A 19,031-nucleotide genomic window follows, 5' to 3' on the forward strand; every position below is an offset into this window, starting at 1 on the left:
AAGTAGTCAGCTCTGACAAATTTTTAATATCTTTGGATTGCAGCATTTTTACGTATTTGGAATTACGCCTTTAAGATACTGTTTTTCAGAATCTTAAAGTAATAAAAATGCTGCACTTTTTAACTTTTCAATGTTAATTATCAACACAATAGCTCCTGCGAAACTTTAGTATTTAATATTACCGTTGAATTTTCTTGGTTGATAAAAAAATACCTGAATGGCTTTAAGGTGGATAGCTTTGCGTGGTCTCCTAATGCAATACTTGCAATTTTTGAAGAGATGATAGATATTCAAATGTCAACTCTTTTAGAGACCATTCATCAACGAGACTCGATCAAAATTCAAACTTCTGATTTGGAATTTTTAGTAGATATAGTAAATCAGGAATACAGTTGGTATGGAACAGCAAATGAAATTACATACGGTGTCGGAACAACGCTAAATAGCCTTGCAGCTACTATGCAAAACCAGAATGTAAGTGTTAGTCAATTTATTACTGATTTCAATATTAATACAATAGATTTACCTACAGGTTTCACCTATGAAGATGCTTTAGAGTTTCAAAGCTTGAATGCAGACTTTGAGTTGAACATGGATCTTGAGGATTTTATTGGAGAAATCAATCAAGAGTACAGCTTATCAATTACCTATTCTACTTCTACAACTTACGAGGGTATAGCCAATGATTTATTAATAAACAACGTAAGCGAAGTAATGCTAATAAGGGACTTTGTTTTAAAAGATATTACTGATTTAGATGAAGTATTTGATTTACTACAAGAGGTATTATCGCAATCTTCAATAATCAAAGATTTACCTACAAGCTTAAAAACCTTATTGCTTCCCTTTTTCAGTACAAGTATCAACAACCTTAATTTAGCATTATTTTTTCCCCGAACATGGTTAAAACCAGTCGATGAAGGCACATTAGAAGTTATAGAGGATGAGGCGGTCAAATCCAAGTTGACTTACGATGTAGGCAGTCTATTAATAGATACCGAATCGGGTTTTGAATTTAAGGACGCTGACAATTTCAACCTCACCCTATCCCAAATCGGAGACACAGGTCTCTTAATAAACATCCAGGGTTTAAAACTGGATTTCAGAACAGACCGAAATATTCCAGAAGCTGATGCAGATGGACGTCCAAATACCTTTCAAGGCGTTTTTGCAGCCAAAACCTCCATCACCCTCCCAGCAAAATGGTTTAATAATGTTGACAACACTACCCTTCAGGTAGCCGGTTACAACCTTTTAATTGGTACAGGCGGCGTTTCGGGTACCATAGGAATAGAAACCGTAAACGGAACTCCCTCAACCGGCGATGACTACCTCAACCTAAAAATCGGCAACTGGACAGTAGGCTTCAACCATTTCGCGATTACATTTAAGCAAAATGTAATAACCGATTCATCCATCGCTGGACGACTGACAATTCCGAAGCTCAAATCCGCGGACACCAGTGATGGAGATGATACAGCCTATGTGTTTATCAATGGACACCTTAACGAAGCTGGAGACTTTAATCTTACCGGATCGAAACCAGATGGTTTCACTTTTCACATTCTCGACTTTATAACCATTAACATTCTAACAGTTGAATTAGGTCGTCAAAATGATACCTCGACTTCGCTCGGTACAGGGTTTTATATTGGTACATCTGCCGAGATATGGTTTGACAATCCAACCATGCAGAAAATTCTTGGCGATCAAAAAATTGTTGTACCAAAGTTGCGCATCTACGATTCGGGTCGTTTTGAAATTGTTGGCGGCAGCAGTACCATCCCGTCTAATATTACCTTAAACCTTGGCCCCGTAGAAGTGTCTGTTACCGGTATTCATTTTGGTTCGCATCAACAGAATGGTCGAAAATATAATTACTGGGGCTTTGATGGTGCAATTAGTCTTGACCCACTTGGTATTGATGCCCGTGGCGAAGGAATTAAGTATTATTACACAGTTGACAATGAAGAATTAGCCGGAGAGGGTGAAGATCCTTTGCCCTATGCAGATAGCTTCCTTCGAATCCAAACCATCGAGATTGATCTTGTAATTCCCGGCTCGGCAAATCCCGATAATGCAAAAGCGATTATTCATGGTATGCTTAGTATTCCTGAACCGGGCGAATCGGCAGAATATGTGGGTGAGGTATCATTAAAAGTCCCAGACAGCAAACTCGCTGCGGGTGTAGCCATGCGGCTGCAGCCGAGATATCCGGCATTTTTAATAGAAGCTTATCTCGAATTGCCAAAACCCATTCCATTAGGTCCCCTTGGTGTTTACGGTTTTAGTGGCTTGCTCGGTTACCGATACGTGGCTGAAAAAGAAGCGGTAGGGCTCGCACCTGATACTAACTCGTGGTACGATTATTACACATATCCCGAGCGTGGAGTTAACCTGCCTAAATTTTCGAGACCTGAACATACTTCGGCATATACTTCCCCATTTTCGTTTGGCGCCGGTGCATTGCTCGCAACATCTTTTGATGATGGATGGGCAGTTTCGGCTCGTGTTATGATGATGCTGTCTGTGCCGTCACTTTTTATTGTGGAAGGAAGAGCTGCAATATTAAGTAAGCGCATTGGATTTGACAGCAACAGCGAGCCACCGTTTTACGCATTTATGGCTTGGGGGGGCGGCAGTATTGAGATGGGTCTCGGTGCTGATTTAAATATTCCGAAATCGGGGTCACATACGGGCGACATTCTAAAGATGTATGCTCAAGTTGAAGCAAGATTCTTTTTAGAGAATCAGGCACCGTGGTATGTAAATTTCGGAACTCAGGAAAATCCTGTGAGTGCTGAGATTCTCACACTTTTTACGGCCCCGACCTACCTCATGATTGCGGCCAAAGGAATAAAAGGCGGGGCGCGGGCAGAATTTAATCTGGATAAAAAATACGGCATTGCCAAGGTTAAGGTAAAAGCCTATTTTGAAATCGGCGGTTTCGTAAGCTTTGAGAAGCCCCAAATAGGAGGTTATATTAAGGCCGGTGGGGTTATTGAAGTCGATGTTTGGTTCATCGGATTCAGCATTGCTATTGATGCCTTGTTTTCGGTTGAAGTGCCCGAACCATTCAAAATTTATGCTCAAGTTTATGTTGAGGTGTGTGCAAAAGTTCTTTTCGTTAAAAAATGCGTTGATTTTACTGTAGAGCTTAAATGGGAAAAGAATGACATACTCAATCAGGAGCCCATTGCGCCGCTACCCCACGTTACAGTAGGAAATCAAATTGACAGAACAGACGAAGCAGTTAAGGGAGTGCACATGTTAACCAATGAAACCTTTCCGATACAAAAATTTCCGGTTCTTGAAAACAGCGATGGCACATGGACGCCAGATCCCGCTGGAATAGACAAAATTATTCCTCTTGACACCTACATAGATATTAAATCGGCAAAGGGTTTATTGCCTTACGAAGTCATGTCAAAGATCGGCGGTTTTACGGCACCACCCGAAGATTATAAAGACTTAATACCGCCCGATCAAGTGGTACAGGGAATGACTATTCGGCAGATAAAGCACGAATATGCCATAAGCGATATTGAATTAAAAGCATGGAATGGAACGAGTTGGGTGGTGTACCATCCTTTTGAAGCGGTGGTAAAAGCTGATACGCCAAGTGAACTAATAACGTTGAGAGCTGAAGTTGCTGGTTTACGAATCGGGTACTGGCAACTATCTGGAAAACAATATAATACGATACGCTTATTAGCTACAAATCCATTTTCATATACTGAGTCCGGCGAACCCGGTTGGTTTATACCGGAGCAATACGGCATCACACCATCTACTCTATTTTGCGAAGGTACCGCCCTGGTTCCGGTTTGCTGCAATGTATTAAATCAAACGTTAGGAAAAACTTACTACCCTCCTACTCAAATGAATGGGAATCTCATCAATGGTGCTTACTTTACTCTTGAGGTGGGAAATATAGGATACGTTACTGTAAATCTTGATGGGTCTCAAAATGTGGTTGAAGCAGACAATAATATGGTGGTCACTTATAAGATGAATCCATTTGGTTTTGCTAAGTCCTTAAAATTTGAGAATGGGAACAATTTGGTGATTTACCTACCGGAAATAAGTGCCGAGGTAAAACTCAAACTTACCACCACAGCTAATTTTGTAAAAATACGCTATTACAAGTCGGGGCTGACAGAAAATCCACCTCAAGACTTTATTCTACTCGCCGAAGAGACTTATACCCAAACGGAGCTAAATCAAGAAATTCAGTATCAGAATGAAGTTGCAGGAGTAGCCAAAATTGTAATTGACCCGGATTATATTGATCTGGATGCCATAAATGCAGTAACCGCACAAATCGCCGATCTCTTAGGTAGTAGCTATGGCAACTATTCAGGAGAAGTAGCTGGATTGAGTGCACAGGATCAGCTGGCATACGATGGGCTTATTGCGCAATTAGATGAATTGCTTGGTGATGGTTGCGGAAGCCGGAAAAGAGGAGGAGAATCACGCGGAGGTGACCCGGGTATCGAGTGTTTCACTGCCTTACACGAGTTGTGTTGGCTCGGAGTTGAAGCTTTTGAATACAATGAAACAATACCCGGTCAAGATGCAATTAATCAAGACAGTCTGGATATGCAAGCAGCCATCCAGAAAGTAGTCCAACCAATTTGGCGTCCAAATACAACTTACTATATTAGATTCAGGTTACGCGACAGAGTTGATAATGGTGCCATGCAAAAAACGTATGATTATTATTATGGTTTTAAAACGGTTGGTCCACTTGGTCATTACCATCTCAATGCCGAAGTAGATTGTCCGCTTGATCATCCGCTTGCTTCTTTTCGCAGATATATAGATTATCGTAGGTCTTACCCAAATGCAGACGGCGATTTGCTTATGTCAAAACCTGTTTTTTATGCTAACAGACAGTGCAAAATCAATTTATTCTTTACCAAACCACTTACTTACAATATGGTGAACAAGTGGCATGAGTACCACGATTTACCAGATTTGGAAGGGGCATTGCATATCGCCATTAAAGATCCTGTTTCGGAAGTGACCATCCCCTACCCGCTTCCAATAGAAGTTGATGAATCGATACCCGTTCCGGCAGATGATTCAGGTTGGATAAATGATGATGATCCCTTAATCCCACTAAATATTGCAGCATTAAACAATCAAATATTACAGGGAAATACAGACCCCGATGTGCAATGTACATTGGCCATTGGCGACCCACTTGTTCCATATAGTCAGTCGTACCAAGTAATATTAACTAATTTGAAGCCGCAAAAACTCTATACCGCTCTATTTTACAATGCATTTGATAACGATGCAACCAATTCGCTAGAGGCTAGTGAGAGTGAGCAAGTGCATCAATATCCATTTCAAACCTCGCGCTATGGGAATTTTAGAGAGCAGGTGGAAAGCTATATGCTCAAAGAATTAAACAATCAGGGTAATATAGTCAACGAAAGAAATGCTGTTTTTAAAATGACGATTCCCCTGTCAGTAGCTGCTGTCGATTCTGCTTTTAGCCTGTTTCCGTTTCAGACCGCTGATGCAGGTGCAAAAGCATTATCTCTAAAATATCAAGATCCCTTCGACAGAGTTGTTGAGGGTTTATTTGGAATAGTCCCCATAAATCCGCCTGAAACGACTGAGTTTAATGTTATCGTTAATACCGTTTCGAATAAAACAGTAGCGATACTGATCAAGAATCCCGAGCCGTTTAATAATCCTAAAATGCCGGTGGATTACGTGCTCAATACTATTACTGTGAGAAACGCTGCGGATGAAATCGACGTGAATTATATCGGACTCTACTCCAAAGATTACGCGCAGGTATTGCTTATGCATACTTCTAAGGTAATTTCTGCTGCCAGCCTTAATTTCATGTTTCAATATAAAGCCTGGAATGGAAACGGTTACGCAGTAGATATAATAGGCAATGATGCCGTAAATCAGGATGGTGAATTGCTCAATCAAGTGAAGGTCGTAGATCTGGTCATCAATTAACAACAGAAAGCATCATGAAATTTATCAATAGATATTCAAAGGTTGACAGCCACAACTACTACCACACTGAACAATTCAAGGAAGATAACGGCGAATTAATACTTGCTATTGGAACCTCAGGAAATCTTGGGCTTATTACGCGCTTAAAACCAAACGGTGATTTGGAATGGGAAAAGGCTTACAGAATTTCGACCACTTCTAGTCAACTCGTTTTCCATAAGATTATACAGTTGACTCCAATGAACCCCAGTAATACTCCTGGCTTTCAATATATTATTCACGGAGTTTCAGGAGTAGACCATTATATTTTAAGCATCAATGCTGTAGATGGTTCTTTATATTGGGTAAAAAAAGTACAATGGCCTAATCAGATAGTTACATTAAATCTTGCTGCGGCAATAGACCGGTTTGAATTTTATATTGCGATATCAGATACTACCAAAAATCCATTTATTGGTGTATTTAACGGCTCGTGTATTTTATCTATTGGAAAGACCATCGCTGTAAATAAAACGGGAACAATTATTAATGCCATTGAACCGAGGCTTAATGGAGTGGTTCTCGCAGGAAAATATAACAATACAAATCAGGCGGGTTTCATAATCGACCTTGATCACACATTAGTTATAGCAAAGTCATTTGCTATAACAATTCCAGCTAACACAATTCATGATCTGGAATACGATGGAAAAGATTATTTAGTAAGCGGATATATTCCCAGCATTAAGAAAGTATATGTAGCTCGCTTCAATGGAGTTTCCTCTCCGAATGCCATCTGTTTTCCAAAAACCGGCAATAATAAGTCTCGAATTGTTTTACTTCCAAGAGGCGTTTACCTTTTACATTATACTACAACACACGGTATTCTAAATTTGTTAGATCCGGGGTTTGTGCCACAGTGGCAAAAGGAACTTCGCTTTAGTGGCGATGAAAATGGTATTTCGAAAATTCATTTTGATTTAGTCACCGAGTCTATTACGACTGACGCATATCATTCTACCGTAGAATCAGTCATCGTTAAAACGGATGAAACTTTTGAAAGTTGTAAAACGATTTCACTCGGTATTCCGGCTATCACAGTCCAAAAAATAGAGGTGAAGTTGATGCCTCTATCATCTGTTAATGCTTCATTTAACAGCTCTGTGCCCACTGTCCAAATTAATACTCTCACACCCACCCTTAAGTATGTATGCCCACCCACAGTAAGCATTCCCACAGGTGAATCAACGGTTTTTCAATCACCAAATTTCTACATTCAATCGGCGGGCTCTACCGGTTCAGACAGTACAAAAAGTATCCACAGCCGCTGGCTTTTCAGAGGAGTGCTGGGAAATAAACACCTTCCAAAACGAACCTATGCTACAAACGAATATAATTTCAATAAAGAGAACGATTATGTGAAAATTTACCGCACAAAATATAGGAATCTCGGTTTTGAAATAGATTTATTACAGCCTCCGGAGGTTGTGGATAGTACATACAAGTTTTGGATATACAGGTTTGGTCAGCGTGATATTTACGTTTATTTTAGAGATACAATTAAATATCTCTTTGCTGCAGCGGCTCATAACCCCCTGACTAATCCCACAGCCTTTTTTCAGGCTTATGGAAATAATCTTATAGAAATTGAAAACAAGGATGATTTGTTTTTTGCTGTACAGCTTTATACAAATACAAATCCCTCATCAGGAAAGAATGTAAAAACAGAAACCTTAACCGTCTCTGAATTAGCCGCAAGTGCTCCTAAATTTCTTTCTAACCGGAAGAAATTTATACATACGCAGTTTAGCAACATGCGATTGATAGCCGAAAACGGCAGAATGCTAAGATTTACGCCGTTTAACTGCCAAATTGCCAAAATAAGATTTGAATACTACAGCGATTTTATAGATGGTGTAAATGTAGAAGAAGATTGGGTTGAAATCGGTGATTTCGGATTAAATCTTAACGATGCAGAAGTGCTGAGCGCGCTAGAACCCTCACCGGGTTCTGTAAACGGCAAGTGGCAGCGTTTCAATGACAATGCTTTTGTAAAAACTGCAAATTACGCTGACCGGTGGAATGGATCTGTAGAGCCCGGTGGACGGAATATTCGGCAGATGGTTGAACAATATATTTCTCTAAGCGATGTTGTCGGCAATCCCACAGCCAATGAATCTTTCCCTTTAGATCAAAATCCACCCGCATCAATGGAAATTTCAAATTTGAATTTACTCAATTTTGCAGCATTGGATTTTCACATTGCGAGAATGTTAGGCCTGGGTATGCTTGATACGGATACTTCAGTCTTTTTTAATCAATATGTGTATGTTGCCACGTATGTTAGTTCCGGAGATCTGGAAGATGGTCTCGGTATAAGAGATGTGCAACATCTGGCAATGAGTTTGCCTACGGGTCTCAACGATCATCGACTCCCGAAGCCCGTGGAAATTTCGGAAATCATTCCCGGGGCTTTTATTGGTAATACAGGTGAACCTTCTAATATAACTGATGCAGATGGCTATACCTTTGATGGAATCTTTAGATATGTAAGCATATTTAATGTGCCGGAGGCAGCAAATTTAATTTCCCCGCCATTCTATGCAACAAATAATGAATTTGAGGCACATCTTTATACCCTTTCTGTATATGCAGGGCTGGAATATCGAAAAAACAACGATCCGTCATGGCAAAAGCCTGAACTCTCAAATACGAGCGATTATCAAAATGAAGTGCTTACGGGTGATGGCCATAATGAAACAAGACCACTCGTATTACCTGCCACAGGTTTACCTCTATATGTGCATAAGCAAAATATAAGCGGAACGCATTATTACCAAACCTATGGTATAAATTGGTTTTCGCGGGCAGCGTCGAGCAATGTAGTCGAAGAGATTGAAACAAATCTTTCTCCTGCAAATTCATTAGTGGCACCATCAAACGTGAATGCACATTTAATTCGCCACGAAGTTCCCCCCATGTTTACTTCACAAGACGAGCAGGATAGATATTCGGCTATAGGCGATACTGATAAAACGCTTGTCAGGCTCACATTTGATTACCACAGTCATCACGAATTAATAACACGAAAAATTCCACCGGACTCCATATTATCGGATAATGATATACTGCTCCCCGCTAATGCGGACGATGCGGATATTCTTTTTCCTGATAATGAAGAAATTTTTGCAGAAGAAATAGAAATATTCTTTAGGAAACAGATGCCAAATAATATTTCAGGTAAGGCAACAACAATTGACGATCATCCGTCTAATACATTACTTTCGGTCATTGGTACTGCGCCATATCACTTAGCAAGTCAAGATCCAAATCCACCGACAGAAGAAGAAATAATTTATCCAACAGTTCAAGCCGGAACTGAAGCGAATTATGTTGGGGGTACCTTTGTAATAGACAATCAGGAATACGTTATCTATTCGATAGTTGGCACGTCAAATCCGCAAATTACGGTATATAAGAAAGAGATAAGCGATTCGGTTTTTGGTACGATCACCCCAACTGCGGATGCCGATAATTTACAATCACCGGAAATCACGAATGACGGATTCTTTATGGCGATTGAAAATATGCAAAATGAATCGAGTTGGTCGTTGCCCAACCCCCTATCGCAAAATGTAACCGTGGGCGCAAACTGGCCTATTCATCGCGAAATAATTTATTTTGAGAATGATGAAGGTGATATCGAACGACGCGTTGAAAAGACGAGAGGTATCTGGTCTTCCGATGCTAATCCGGCTACTGTGGAAACCGAAGATGAGTTAGAGGCTGAATTAGACGTATATGGAAATGTACAATATGTGGATGAGAATGGAAATCCCACAGATGAAGGTGGCGAAATTCTTATGCAAACCGTTTTTAAAGGATTGTACAAGATAACTTTTCAAGGTATTCATCTGGATCAGCATTCTCAATACGATACAGGCGGAAACCCGATAGAATGGTACCAGGGAATTGTACGTATTTTTACTCAAAATACGTTTCAAGCCGGAAACCCATATAAAACAAGAAAAGTACTCAAGGTAATTAAAATCAAAAATATCGGCGAACCTGTCGATTTAGTAGTTTATGCCCGGGACACAGCTTATTCAGCCGAGCCGGGCTATGATTCCATACTAACCGGAGCGAATATCTCTGTTAATTTTTATCCGGGATATAGAGCCTATTTGTATAAAAATACTTCAGACGCTTTGAATGAAGCAAATACCCTTCCGGGGGATGAGGAGGATGTGCGCTATACTATTTTTGGTTTGAGAAGTTATGACAGCGGTGAGAATTATTATTCCAAAATAGGAACACCTGCAATAATGTATGCACAAAAACTAATTGAAGCTGAAACTCCCGAGCAGCCTGAAGGGCCTCTTTATGCGACCCGTCCTGATTTTTTCGGTCGAGCTTCCTACAGTTTTACGACTCAATTTACCCATTCGCCTTATGCTATATTGATGTATAGAGGAAATGATGAAGCGTTTCTAAATGCATTATACGAAAAATCAACGGTTCGAGAAATCCGTGATGCCTTAAAGGTTTTAGGAGGCAATAATGAAGATTATTTTACCAATAGATGGACGAATTTTGTCAATTTCACCGAGCTTGCCTCCGATGGTGATTTCAAAGTTTATCCACCCGTCAATGTTTCACCTGACGGTTATAAATTTCCAAATCCGGATAAACAGGCTCTATTTGATTGGGCAAATAAAATATTGACAGATTTAGAATTAGACGTTATAACCGATCCTCCCGGCAGTCTTTCTATCACAGACCCCAAGATTTTCGGATTTGCAAAAGGGGCGATTTATCATGCAATGAATCCTTTAACCCAAGTTCCAGTAATATTTTATAGAATTAAATCAGGCAACTACCGTCCGAAAAATAAAAAGCAGGTAATAATGGATAGCAATGGCCACGCTCTTTGGCCAAGCAGTCCTTCTTTTGATATGGCTCCTATGATGAAGAGACTAAATTCAAAGAAAACAGAATATACTGACTTTACACTCGATGGAACGTCTGATAATATCTATTTTTACGGAGTTCGTGAACTTAGCTCCCAAATGAAGATGGGCGACTTTAGTCCTTTAGTTGGGCCAATCAAGCTCGTTAATTCTTATCCGGCCGAGCAGCCGGAAATAAAGCGAATAATGCCAATTCTTGAAAATCAGGCTTTGGGTATCTCTCCTGCTGTTCAACTTGAGGTTAACGCTTATCCAGAAGTTCAGAATATTAGAAAGATTACGGTTTTTAGAAGTCTCAACAGGCTTGATGCGCAATCTGTACGTACTATGGAAATCGCAAAAGAATATGTCATTCCCGAATCAGAACTCACAAATCCTGTTTGGGTTGTAAAAGACGTTTTTGACGATTTGGAAGAAGTGCCATTTGGAGAGGGTCTATATTATCGAATAGCAGTAAATCGTAAAGTGGAATATAGAGATGCAAATAATATTTTGATTAATGACTTCGCTCCGTCTCTACCTTCAAAGATCGCAGCGAGTGTAATTGTAGAAACAAGTAAGCCATCTGCGCCTGTTTTACGCTATGGCTCAAAGCCTATAGAACCAAAACGGGGAATACTCGCGGCCATAAAATTCTTCTGGGATAAGACATGCTATAACGGAACTTATCATATCTATAAAATGAATAGCCAAGGGAATTGGACAAAGATTTATTCGGTTCAATCTAATGATCAGACGATATATGTTGATTTGCTCGACACGTCTCTGCAAACCGGCTATATAGAAACGCAAACAGATAGCGGGGATTCAATCTTTCATCATTTCAAAGTTGTAGCCGAAAACACAGCAGGTTTATTGAGCACAGAAGAAAATATTCTTACGATTTATAAAGCAGAGGAATGGATAGATGTGGATACATTGCCATAATTGAGTTTGACTTGATTCGGGATAAAAATAAAATGCTCAACCATCAGGTAAAAATGATCAAGGAGCAGATGAAGCGAATCTAATGATTTTAGATTGTTGATTTCAGATTTATGATTGGTTGCTTCCTCGATTTATCGCGAGGCTATTCACTTCAGATTTCAGATTAATTCAGAGGGACATTGGATTATTTATATCTACACCCCCGCTGCCTATACGTTCTTGATTTTACGATAGATTTGATAATCTCCCCACCGTCGACCAACGGGAGTGCGTATGTAAGCGATAGCCAAAGAGCTGCAGAAACTAATTAAATTTTAGACTAATGATCTTGACGCTGACGTTGACGAGGAAAAGAGTCAGCCTGCACCACTAGCTTCCTAAATTTACTTCCATTGCTTCATTCTTATAGTAGTCCGGCGAGCATCTCGCTAAGCTGTAATGCTACGGATTTTTAGATAATGGCCGCGGTACTTCGCGCTGTAGCTCCCGCTCAACTGAAGTATGGATTTTTAAGTCATATTGAGCCGTGTTCTGATGTATTATGGGAAAAGACGTTAAGCAGGCCTAGAACTAAGAATCATGCCCACAAAACCTAAAAAGGAAAAAATAGCGAATTCATGATATTTTGACTCATCTAGGCAAACCCAAATCTGAAATCATAAATCTAAAATCATAAATCTAAAGTCCCTGAATTCATGATATTTTGATTCGTCTAGGCAAACCCAAATCTGAAATCATAAATCTGAAATCTGAAATCTGAAATCTAAAATCCCTAAAGTCCTTTACTTCTAATAAGCTTCTGTCTATTAGTACCCGGTCCTGAAAAGCTTTTTCGGTATGAAAGAACGAGTTCTACTCCACCTTTTCCATTGTTATTTTCGGCGAGAGATGAAGCAGTGAAGTCGTAGCTTATGCCAAGTGAAAAGTCGTGATAATTCCCGCGAGCGATAAAGTAGATAGCATCTTGAATCCGGTAATAAGCCCCAAGATTCATAGATAGGTTATTTCTAAAATCGGTGTACTCTGTGCGATCCCAGAAAGAGAATTCAATTTCAGATCCAACATCTATAATTCTGTTTGGGCCTTGAAACATTACAAAAACATTTGGCAAATAAGTTACCTGCGATCCTTCCGGAACGAAGGCCATGCTGGCATGACCGATGTATTTGCGCATCAAAGCTTCATTTGATCCGAGGATATCTACCTTGGGTTTGTTGGCGTGCAAAACGCTAGCTCCTATTAAAAGACGGGTATAGTCATTAAATGATTTATACCATGAAACTCCCCCGCCGAGATCGATATTGGACTCATTAATAGTTCCCGAAATACGCTCTCCGCTTGGCACACCGAGGTTAAATCCGGTACCATTCCATTGGTTTTCCCATGAAGCTGCATCCAGATTAAGTGAGCGCTGAATATAACCTACCTGAATTCCTACAGAAAGAAAATGTGGATTAAGAGCTGTACCGCCCAGATCTATTGCATAAGCGGCATTTGCAGAAATGCTGAGATTATTGAAGTTAGCAATCCCGGCATTATCATTTACCACCGCGAGCCCTACACCAAGAAAATTTTTATCGTAGGCCAGATTGGTGAGCTTTAATGGGGCATCGGCAGCAAAGGCAATCGTTTTAAACGGATTGGCTGATAAGGATCCATACTGACTTCTGTAGTTGACCATTCCTCTAATATCACCCTCAAACGCCCCTGTATTGGCAGGGTTGTACGTAATAGGTGATGCGAAGAACTGAGAAAAATGATAATCCTGCTGCGCCATTCCCGAAAGGGAGATGAACATCAATCCAATAATTGTATGTAAAGTTTTCTTCATAAACGCTCTTCTATTTTACAAGAGTTACATTTCCGGTATAGACTTCCAATTCGCCTTCAGCAAAGGTTACTTCTAGCGTATAAACGAAAACTCCGGGATTTAATTCTTTTCCATTCTGCAATCCGTCCCAGCCATCGGCCTGATTTGTTGTTTCAAAAACGAGCTGACCGTAACGGTTATATACTTTAAATTCCATACGGGTAATACCTTGACCCAAGACTCTTAAAACATCGTTCTGGCCATCGCCATTAGGCGAAAACGCTGAAGGAACGCCAACTGCTGCAACAAAATTTACCATTACAGTAACCGTATCAATAGCAGTACATCCCCCTGGCTCTTTATAATAAACGATATAATTTGTTGTTTCCTGTGGCGATGTATTTACACTTTGTGCTGTAAAATCATCTACCAAATCAAATGGTTGCCATAAGAAACTTCCTATCGGTGGTTGATTGCCAAGAGATGCATTTAGGGTAACTACTGCTCCAGAATTAATAGTACGGTTCGGGCCGGCATTAAGCGGTGGTCTTTCACCCACATATAAATCTTGAACAATCGGCTGTGCACCGCCTGAAGGATTCCAGGCTTCAACAAGAATCATATAGTTACCTTCATCTTCAAAGCAAACAACACCTGGGTTAAAAGCTTTTGATGTTTCAGGATTTCCGCCTTGGAAAGTCCATCGTACAGAATCAGCATCGGTAAATACGGCTGAGAAAACAGCGCAGTCGCCGGCACAGATTGTATCAGGAACAGAGGCTTCTATTGTCGGGCGACAATCTGGAGTATTTACAACAGTAATTACATCGTTAAAAACGCGAATGCTATCGCCTCCGGCACCTTCTACAAAAAGAGAAACGTCGTAAGTACCGGGGTTATTGTAACAAATATTCGACGGGTTTTGAACCATTGATGAGCCACTACCTGGCACAGCCCCCTGAAAATTCCATTGATAAGAGCTAAGTCCAATACCTGTACTTGCACTGGTATAGTCAACACATTTGCCTGCACAAATGGTATCGGCACTTATTTCTATACGCGGAACAGGCTTGCTGATACATTGCTCTACTATAATAAAGTCTGTTCTGGTAATATTATCTACCTGATTATTCGAATTGCTAACCGTTAGTGTAACATTGTAAGAACCTGGTTGGCTATAGCAAATCACCGACGGATTTTGCTCGGTAGAAGTAGCATCATTTATATCAGCCACGCCTTGAAATACCCAGAGATAGTCTTCTACAAGTCCCAGCGATTGATCGGTAAAATCAACACAATCGCCTGTACAAATCGTATCGGCGCTGGCGATAAAGTTCACATCTGGTGGGCCTGTACAAGGGTCTACAGTTATGGTAATTGTTTTTGTAATGGCCGATTCGCCTTCCTGATCCTGCGCTGACAAAGTAATATTATATGTTCCTGCGGTCTGATAGCAAACAGTTGGGTTTTGTTGGGTAGAAGTATCCGGTAGAGCGTCACCTACGGCTTGCCCACCGGGCAATGACCAGTGCCATGCTGTAATGGTACTATTGGTTGAAGAATTATCTGTAAGTTCTATGCAACCACCAGGGCAAATAACTGTTCTGTCGGCGGAGAAGTTAATATCAGGACCACTGCAGTCAAGTACTTCGATATAAGCCGGGAAGGTTTGTTCCTGCGTAAGATCAGCATCAGTAGCTGCGAGGGTTACATCGTAAAATCCAATTTCATTCAGACAAATATTTGTTGGATTTTGTTGTGTAGAAGATGTTTGAACACCGGTGGCGCTTGTAAAAGTCCACAGCCATGCAGTAACACCACCCGGATCATTCGTCTGACTTAAATCAGTGAAGTTAACACATTGCTCATTTGCACACGGAGTAAGATTACCAGCAGAAATAGCGATATCAGGACCACAATCTTGTACAGTAATAAAATTCGTTTTTGTTACAGGATCACTTTCGCCAATATTATCAGTAACGGTTAGCGTAATACTTTTTAATCCAGGTGTATCATAGCACACAGTGGGATTTTGATCTGAGCTAGTCGCCGGATTGCCACCCGGAAAAACCCATGCGTATGTTGCATTTGCTGCACCAGTGCTAAAAGGTGTATCAAAATCTGTAAGGTCGTTCATAGTGGTACAACCCTGCTCACAAAAAGTATCATTGCCATCGAGCACTTCAAAATCTACCACCGGAACCGCTGGAGGAGGACCTGATGTCAACCTTATATTGTCTATGGCAACAGAATAAGTTCCGGTAATGCCATCTGAATTGTTTTGCCACCTGAAACCAATTTTTACATCTGGGTTATTATTCGCGGAAGCGGGCAAAACTACCTGATAAGCTGCCCAGGGATATTGCGCAAGTGTACATCCAGAAGTCTGAGTAAAATCATTTAGAGTTGTCCAAACCGTTCCGTCAAAGTATTGAAACGAAGCTTTGTCCAATCCGTTATTCCAGGCCACGTACCACAAATCGACTGTAATAGTCCACTTATCGGTACAATCTATTGTAGGGCTTTCGGCTCTTTTATAGGTATCAGATAAACCTGGAGGAAAAGCAAATCCGTTATATCTCGCCCCGTCGTCCGGATCGTTATTTAGCCTTCCAATATGAAGCGACTGATTATTGAGCACGGGATTTGCAATACATCCTGTGCCACAGGGATTCAAATCTGGGTCAAAACCTCCCGCTGCTGTTGGAGAAACATACCATACGTTTGCAGTTCCGCCGTTTATGCCGTCATTGACCACAGTCCATGAACCACCACTTGTGCTAACATATCCATTTGCCAGCTGAACTGGAGTATTGCAGTTAATTCCGGTTCCAAAATCTTCTGTCCAAAACTGTTGGGCTTGCAGCTCTGTAATACCTGACAATCCGATGACTACCAATACGAAAAGTGACTTTATAGGCCACGCTGAATTACTCAATTTATGCACTTTTATCATGCTTATCTTAAAATAATCTGTCTTAATAATTTTGTGAAAATAGTGAAATATCGCAGTATTCATCATATTGGGGGCAAAAATATAACTATACTCTTGGGTTTTTATTAAAAATATGTCTTCAAAAATGCATTAAGTTTCTGGTTAATTCACGCTTAAAAACAAGTTTTTTAAACAGTGCATTGGTAAGAACCTAACATCCAAGATGGACAGCAAATGGTTTGTAGTAACCCAATTGACGAAATATATACATTATAGATGCCAGCAATACGCTATAAAATGACTGATTTGAGATCAGAAGTCGTCAATTAGAGTCTGTCAATAAAGTAAGGTGGCTGAGCTATAGAGTTCGATTGCCCATACGGGCGCCCTTTGGTTGCAAGGGCGCACGCACATTTGAAAACCAAGTAGTCCCGCTGGGGCGGGATGCGATGCCTTGAGCAGTGGTTATCGAGCGAAGTCAAGACGAGTCGAAAGGACTGTCATGCCGAAATGGCTTGATCTTCTATTTTCAAGACAAGACTTTAGACCAATCCAACGGCATGGTGCAACGCAGATCGAAGATCAAGCCACAGGCATGATATTGGACTTTATAGACAGACACTAATTAGAGTCTGTCAATAGAGTCAGGTGGCTGGATCATAAAGTTCAATAGCAAGGCGCACGTAGGGTTGAAAATCAAGGAGTCCCGCTGGGGCGGGATGACTGTTTTCAAGACAAGTGCAACGTAAATAGTGGACTGTATGGACAGACACTAGTTAATCATGAGTTTTCGTGTGGCAAGCACTTCTCCTTTTCTGTTTTTACAGAAAAGAAAATAGATACCCGGATTTAACTTGCTAATATTTATGGGAGAAAAGGTATTGTTTCTTTGTGCACTAAAACCCATAACTTTTTTTCCGTCAACGGTAAAAATATCAATTTGTAGATTTTCGGTAAGAGAAGGATCAGTCTCAACTTTTATATTTAATAGTTCTGAAGCTGGATTGGGATAGGCTTTAAAGAATTTGATTGCTTGGTTGTCTTGCAAGCCTGTGTTGGTTATTAAGATTGCGTTGGAGGTGATTTCGCAACCACTCTCGCTTGTAATTATAACGTAGTACTCTCCATTTTCAGAAAACTCAAGCGTTTGAGCATTTTCACCTTCTATTAGTTGTCCGTTTAAATACCATGCATACCCGGCACCTGCGAGGTTACTTTTAATGGTATTGAAATTTTCAAAAGAGATGTGATCGAGCAATGTGCCTGAAGATTCTACGACACGATAAATACTGCCATTACCATTTCTCACAGCATACATTTCGCCCCATACATCGCTACCAAAGGCCACAAGTCCTCCTCCCAAACTTTCGCCATAAAAATTCTGCCATTCGTTGTCTTCTTGCCAAATCAACCAATATTCGCCAGAGCACAAATCAGTTAATATATATTTTCCAATAATATTTTCGAAGGAGTTTCCTCTATATACTCTACCACCGGTTACCGAGCACCTGCCGCTTGATACCTGGCTATATTCAAATACGGGATCTACAAAATCTGTAATTCCGCTGCATTCAGAAAGGTCGTATGTAGAATTTCCTTCGTAGCATCTCCATCCAAAATTAGCACCACCAACGAAGCCTACAGGCAAAAAGTCAACTTCTTCAACCGCATTTTGACCAACATCGCCAATATATAAATCGCCCGTTGCATCATCAAAAGCAAATTTCCATGGGTTTCTCAATCCGAATGCCCAAATTTCATCCAATCCAAAATCATCGAAAGCAAAGGGATTATCATCAGGAATACTATACGAAGTCGTGGCACTCACATCTATTCGCAAAAGCTTACCGAGGTAGCTTGTAATATTTTGTGCATAGTTTTCCGGGTCTCCGCCTGCTCCCCCATCACCTGTTGCAATATATAAGTATCCGTCGGGCCCAAATTCAATCTGGCCACCATTGTGATTGCTAAATGGCTGATCAAATTCAATTAGCGATTCTTCAGAATCTTCGAGGGCATCATTTTCATTTTCGGGATTTACACTAAACCGCGATATGCGGGTTTTCAATTGTCCACCTTCAGTAAATGTATAATTTACATAAAACTTGCCAGATGTGCAGTAATCCGGAGCAAATGCCAATCCTAAGAGGCCCTTCTCCCCGCCGGAATTAACCTGAGATGAGATATCTAAGAATGGAGTAGCCTCTTTGGTACCATCGGTATAAAGAATATTAATCCTACCAACCTGTTCTACTACAAATAGTCTTTCATCGCCGGCATTTACAATTTCAGCCGGATTCTGATATCCGTCTGCGACTAATTCAAGTTCTAAATTGTATTGGCTGAAAGCCAATGAAGGCAATAAAAGAAGAAGAATAAAAATTATTTTCATTTTAAGAAGGGGTTTTAGAGTTACTACTTG

Annotated in this window: 5 protein-coding genes; 2 read left to right on the forward strand and 3 right to left on the reverse strand. The window is 40.5% G+C overall.

All coding sequences use genetic code 11. From position 1 onward, the window contains the following. The first annotated feature begins 198 nt into the window (after window positions 1-198). Both G3O08_RS11655 and G3O08_RS11660 read left to right on the forward strand, forming a co-directional pair. The gene (locus tag G3O08_RS11655) at window positions 199-5,988 is read left to right on the forward strand and encodes a hypothetical protein (protein ID WP_163285552.1); all 5,790 of its coding nucleotides are present in this window, start codon (window positions 199-201) and stop codon (window positions 5,986-5,988) included. 14 nt (window positions 5,989-6,002) lie between these two features. Continuing rightward, window positions 6,003-11,864 carry a hypothetical protein gene (locus G3O08_RS11660; protein WP_163285553.1) on the forward strand — a complete coding sequence of 1,954 codons (5,862 nt, stop codon included), beginning with the start codon at window positions 6,003-6,005 and terminating at the stop codon, window positions 11,862-11,864. 772 nt (window positions 11,865-12,636) lie between these two features. On the opposite strand, the gene G3O08_RS11665 is transcribed toward G3O08_RS11660, so the two are convergent. From G3O08_RS11665 to G3O08_RS11675, 3 genes are all read right to left on the reverse strand, one after another. Continuing rightward, entirely contained in the window at window positions 12,637-13,695 is a 1,059-nt protein-coding gene (locus G3O08_RS11665; RefSeq protein ID WP_163285554.1) for a PorP/SprF family type IX secretion system membrane protein, read from the reverse strand. 10 nt (window positions 13,696-13,705) lie between these two features. Further along, window positions 13,706-16,696 carry a PKD domain-containing protein gene (locus G3O08_RS11670; protein WP_204336860.1) on the reverse strand — a complete coding sequence of 997 codons (2,991 nt, stop codon included), beginning with the start codon at window positions 16,694-16,696 and terminating at the stop codon, window positions 13,706-13,708. A 685-nt stretch (window positions 16,697-17,381) separates the two neighbouring features. Beyond that, complete coding sequence (locus G3O08_RS11675) at window positions 17,382-19,001, reverse strand: PQQ-dependent sugar dehydrogenase (RefSeq protein ID WP_163285556.1); 1,620 nt, start codon at window positions 18,999-19,001, stop codon at window positions 17,382-17,384. Window positions 19,002-19,031: the final 30 nt, after the last annotated feature.

Source organism: Cryomorpha ignava (genome assembly GCF_010686655.1).
Taxonomy (GTDB): domain Bacteria; phylum Bacteroidota; class Bacteroidia; order Flavobacteriales_D; family Cryomorphaceae; genus Cryomorpha; species Cryomorpha ignava.

Excerpts from the sequence above, each read along its gene's own strand:
- G3O08_RS11670 (WP_204336860.1), bottom strand. The coding sequence starts at position 16,696 with ATGATGAATACTGCGATATTTCACTATTTTCACAAAATTATTAAGACA.
- G3O08_RS11665 (WP_163285554.1), bottom strand. The coding sequence starts at position 13,695 with ATGAAGAAAACTTTACATACAATTATTGGATTGATGTTCATCTCCCTT.
- G3O08_RS11660 (WP_163285553.1), top strand. The coding sequence starts at position 6,003 with ATGAAATTTATCAATAGATATTCAAAGGTTGACAGCCACAACTACTAC.
- G3O08_RS11675 (WP_163285556.1), bottom strand. The coding sequence starts at position 19,001 with ATGAAAATAATTTTTATTCTTCTTCTTTTATTGCCTTCATTGGCTTTC.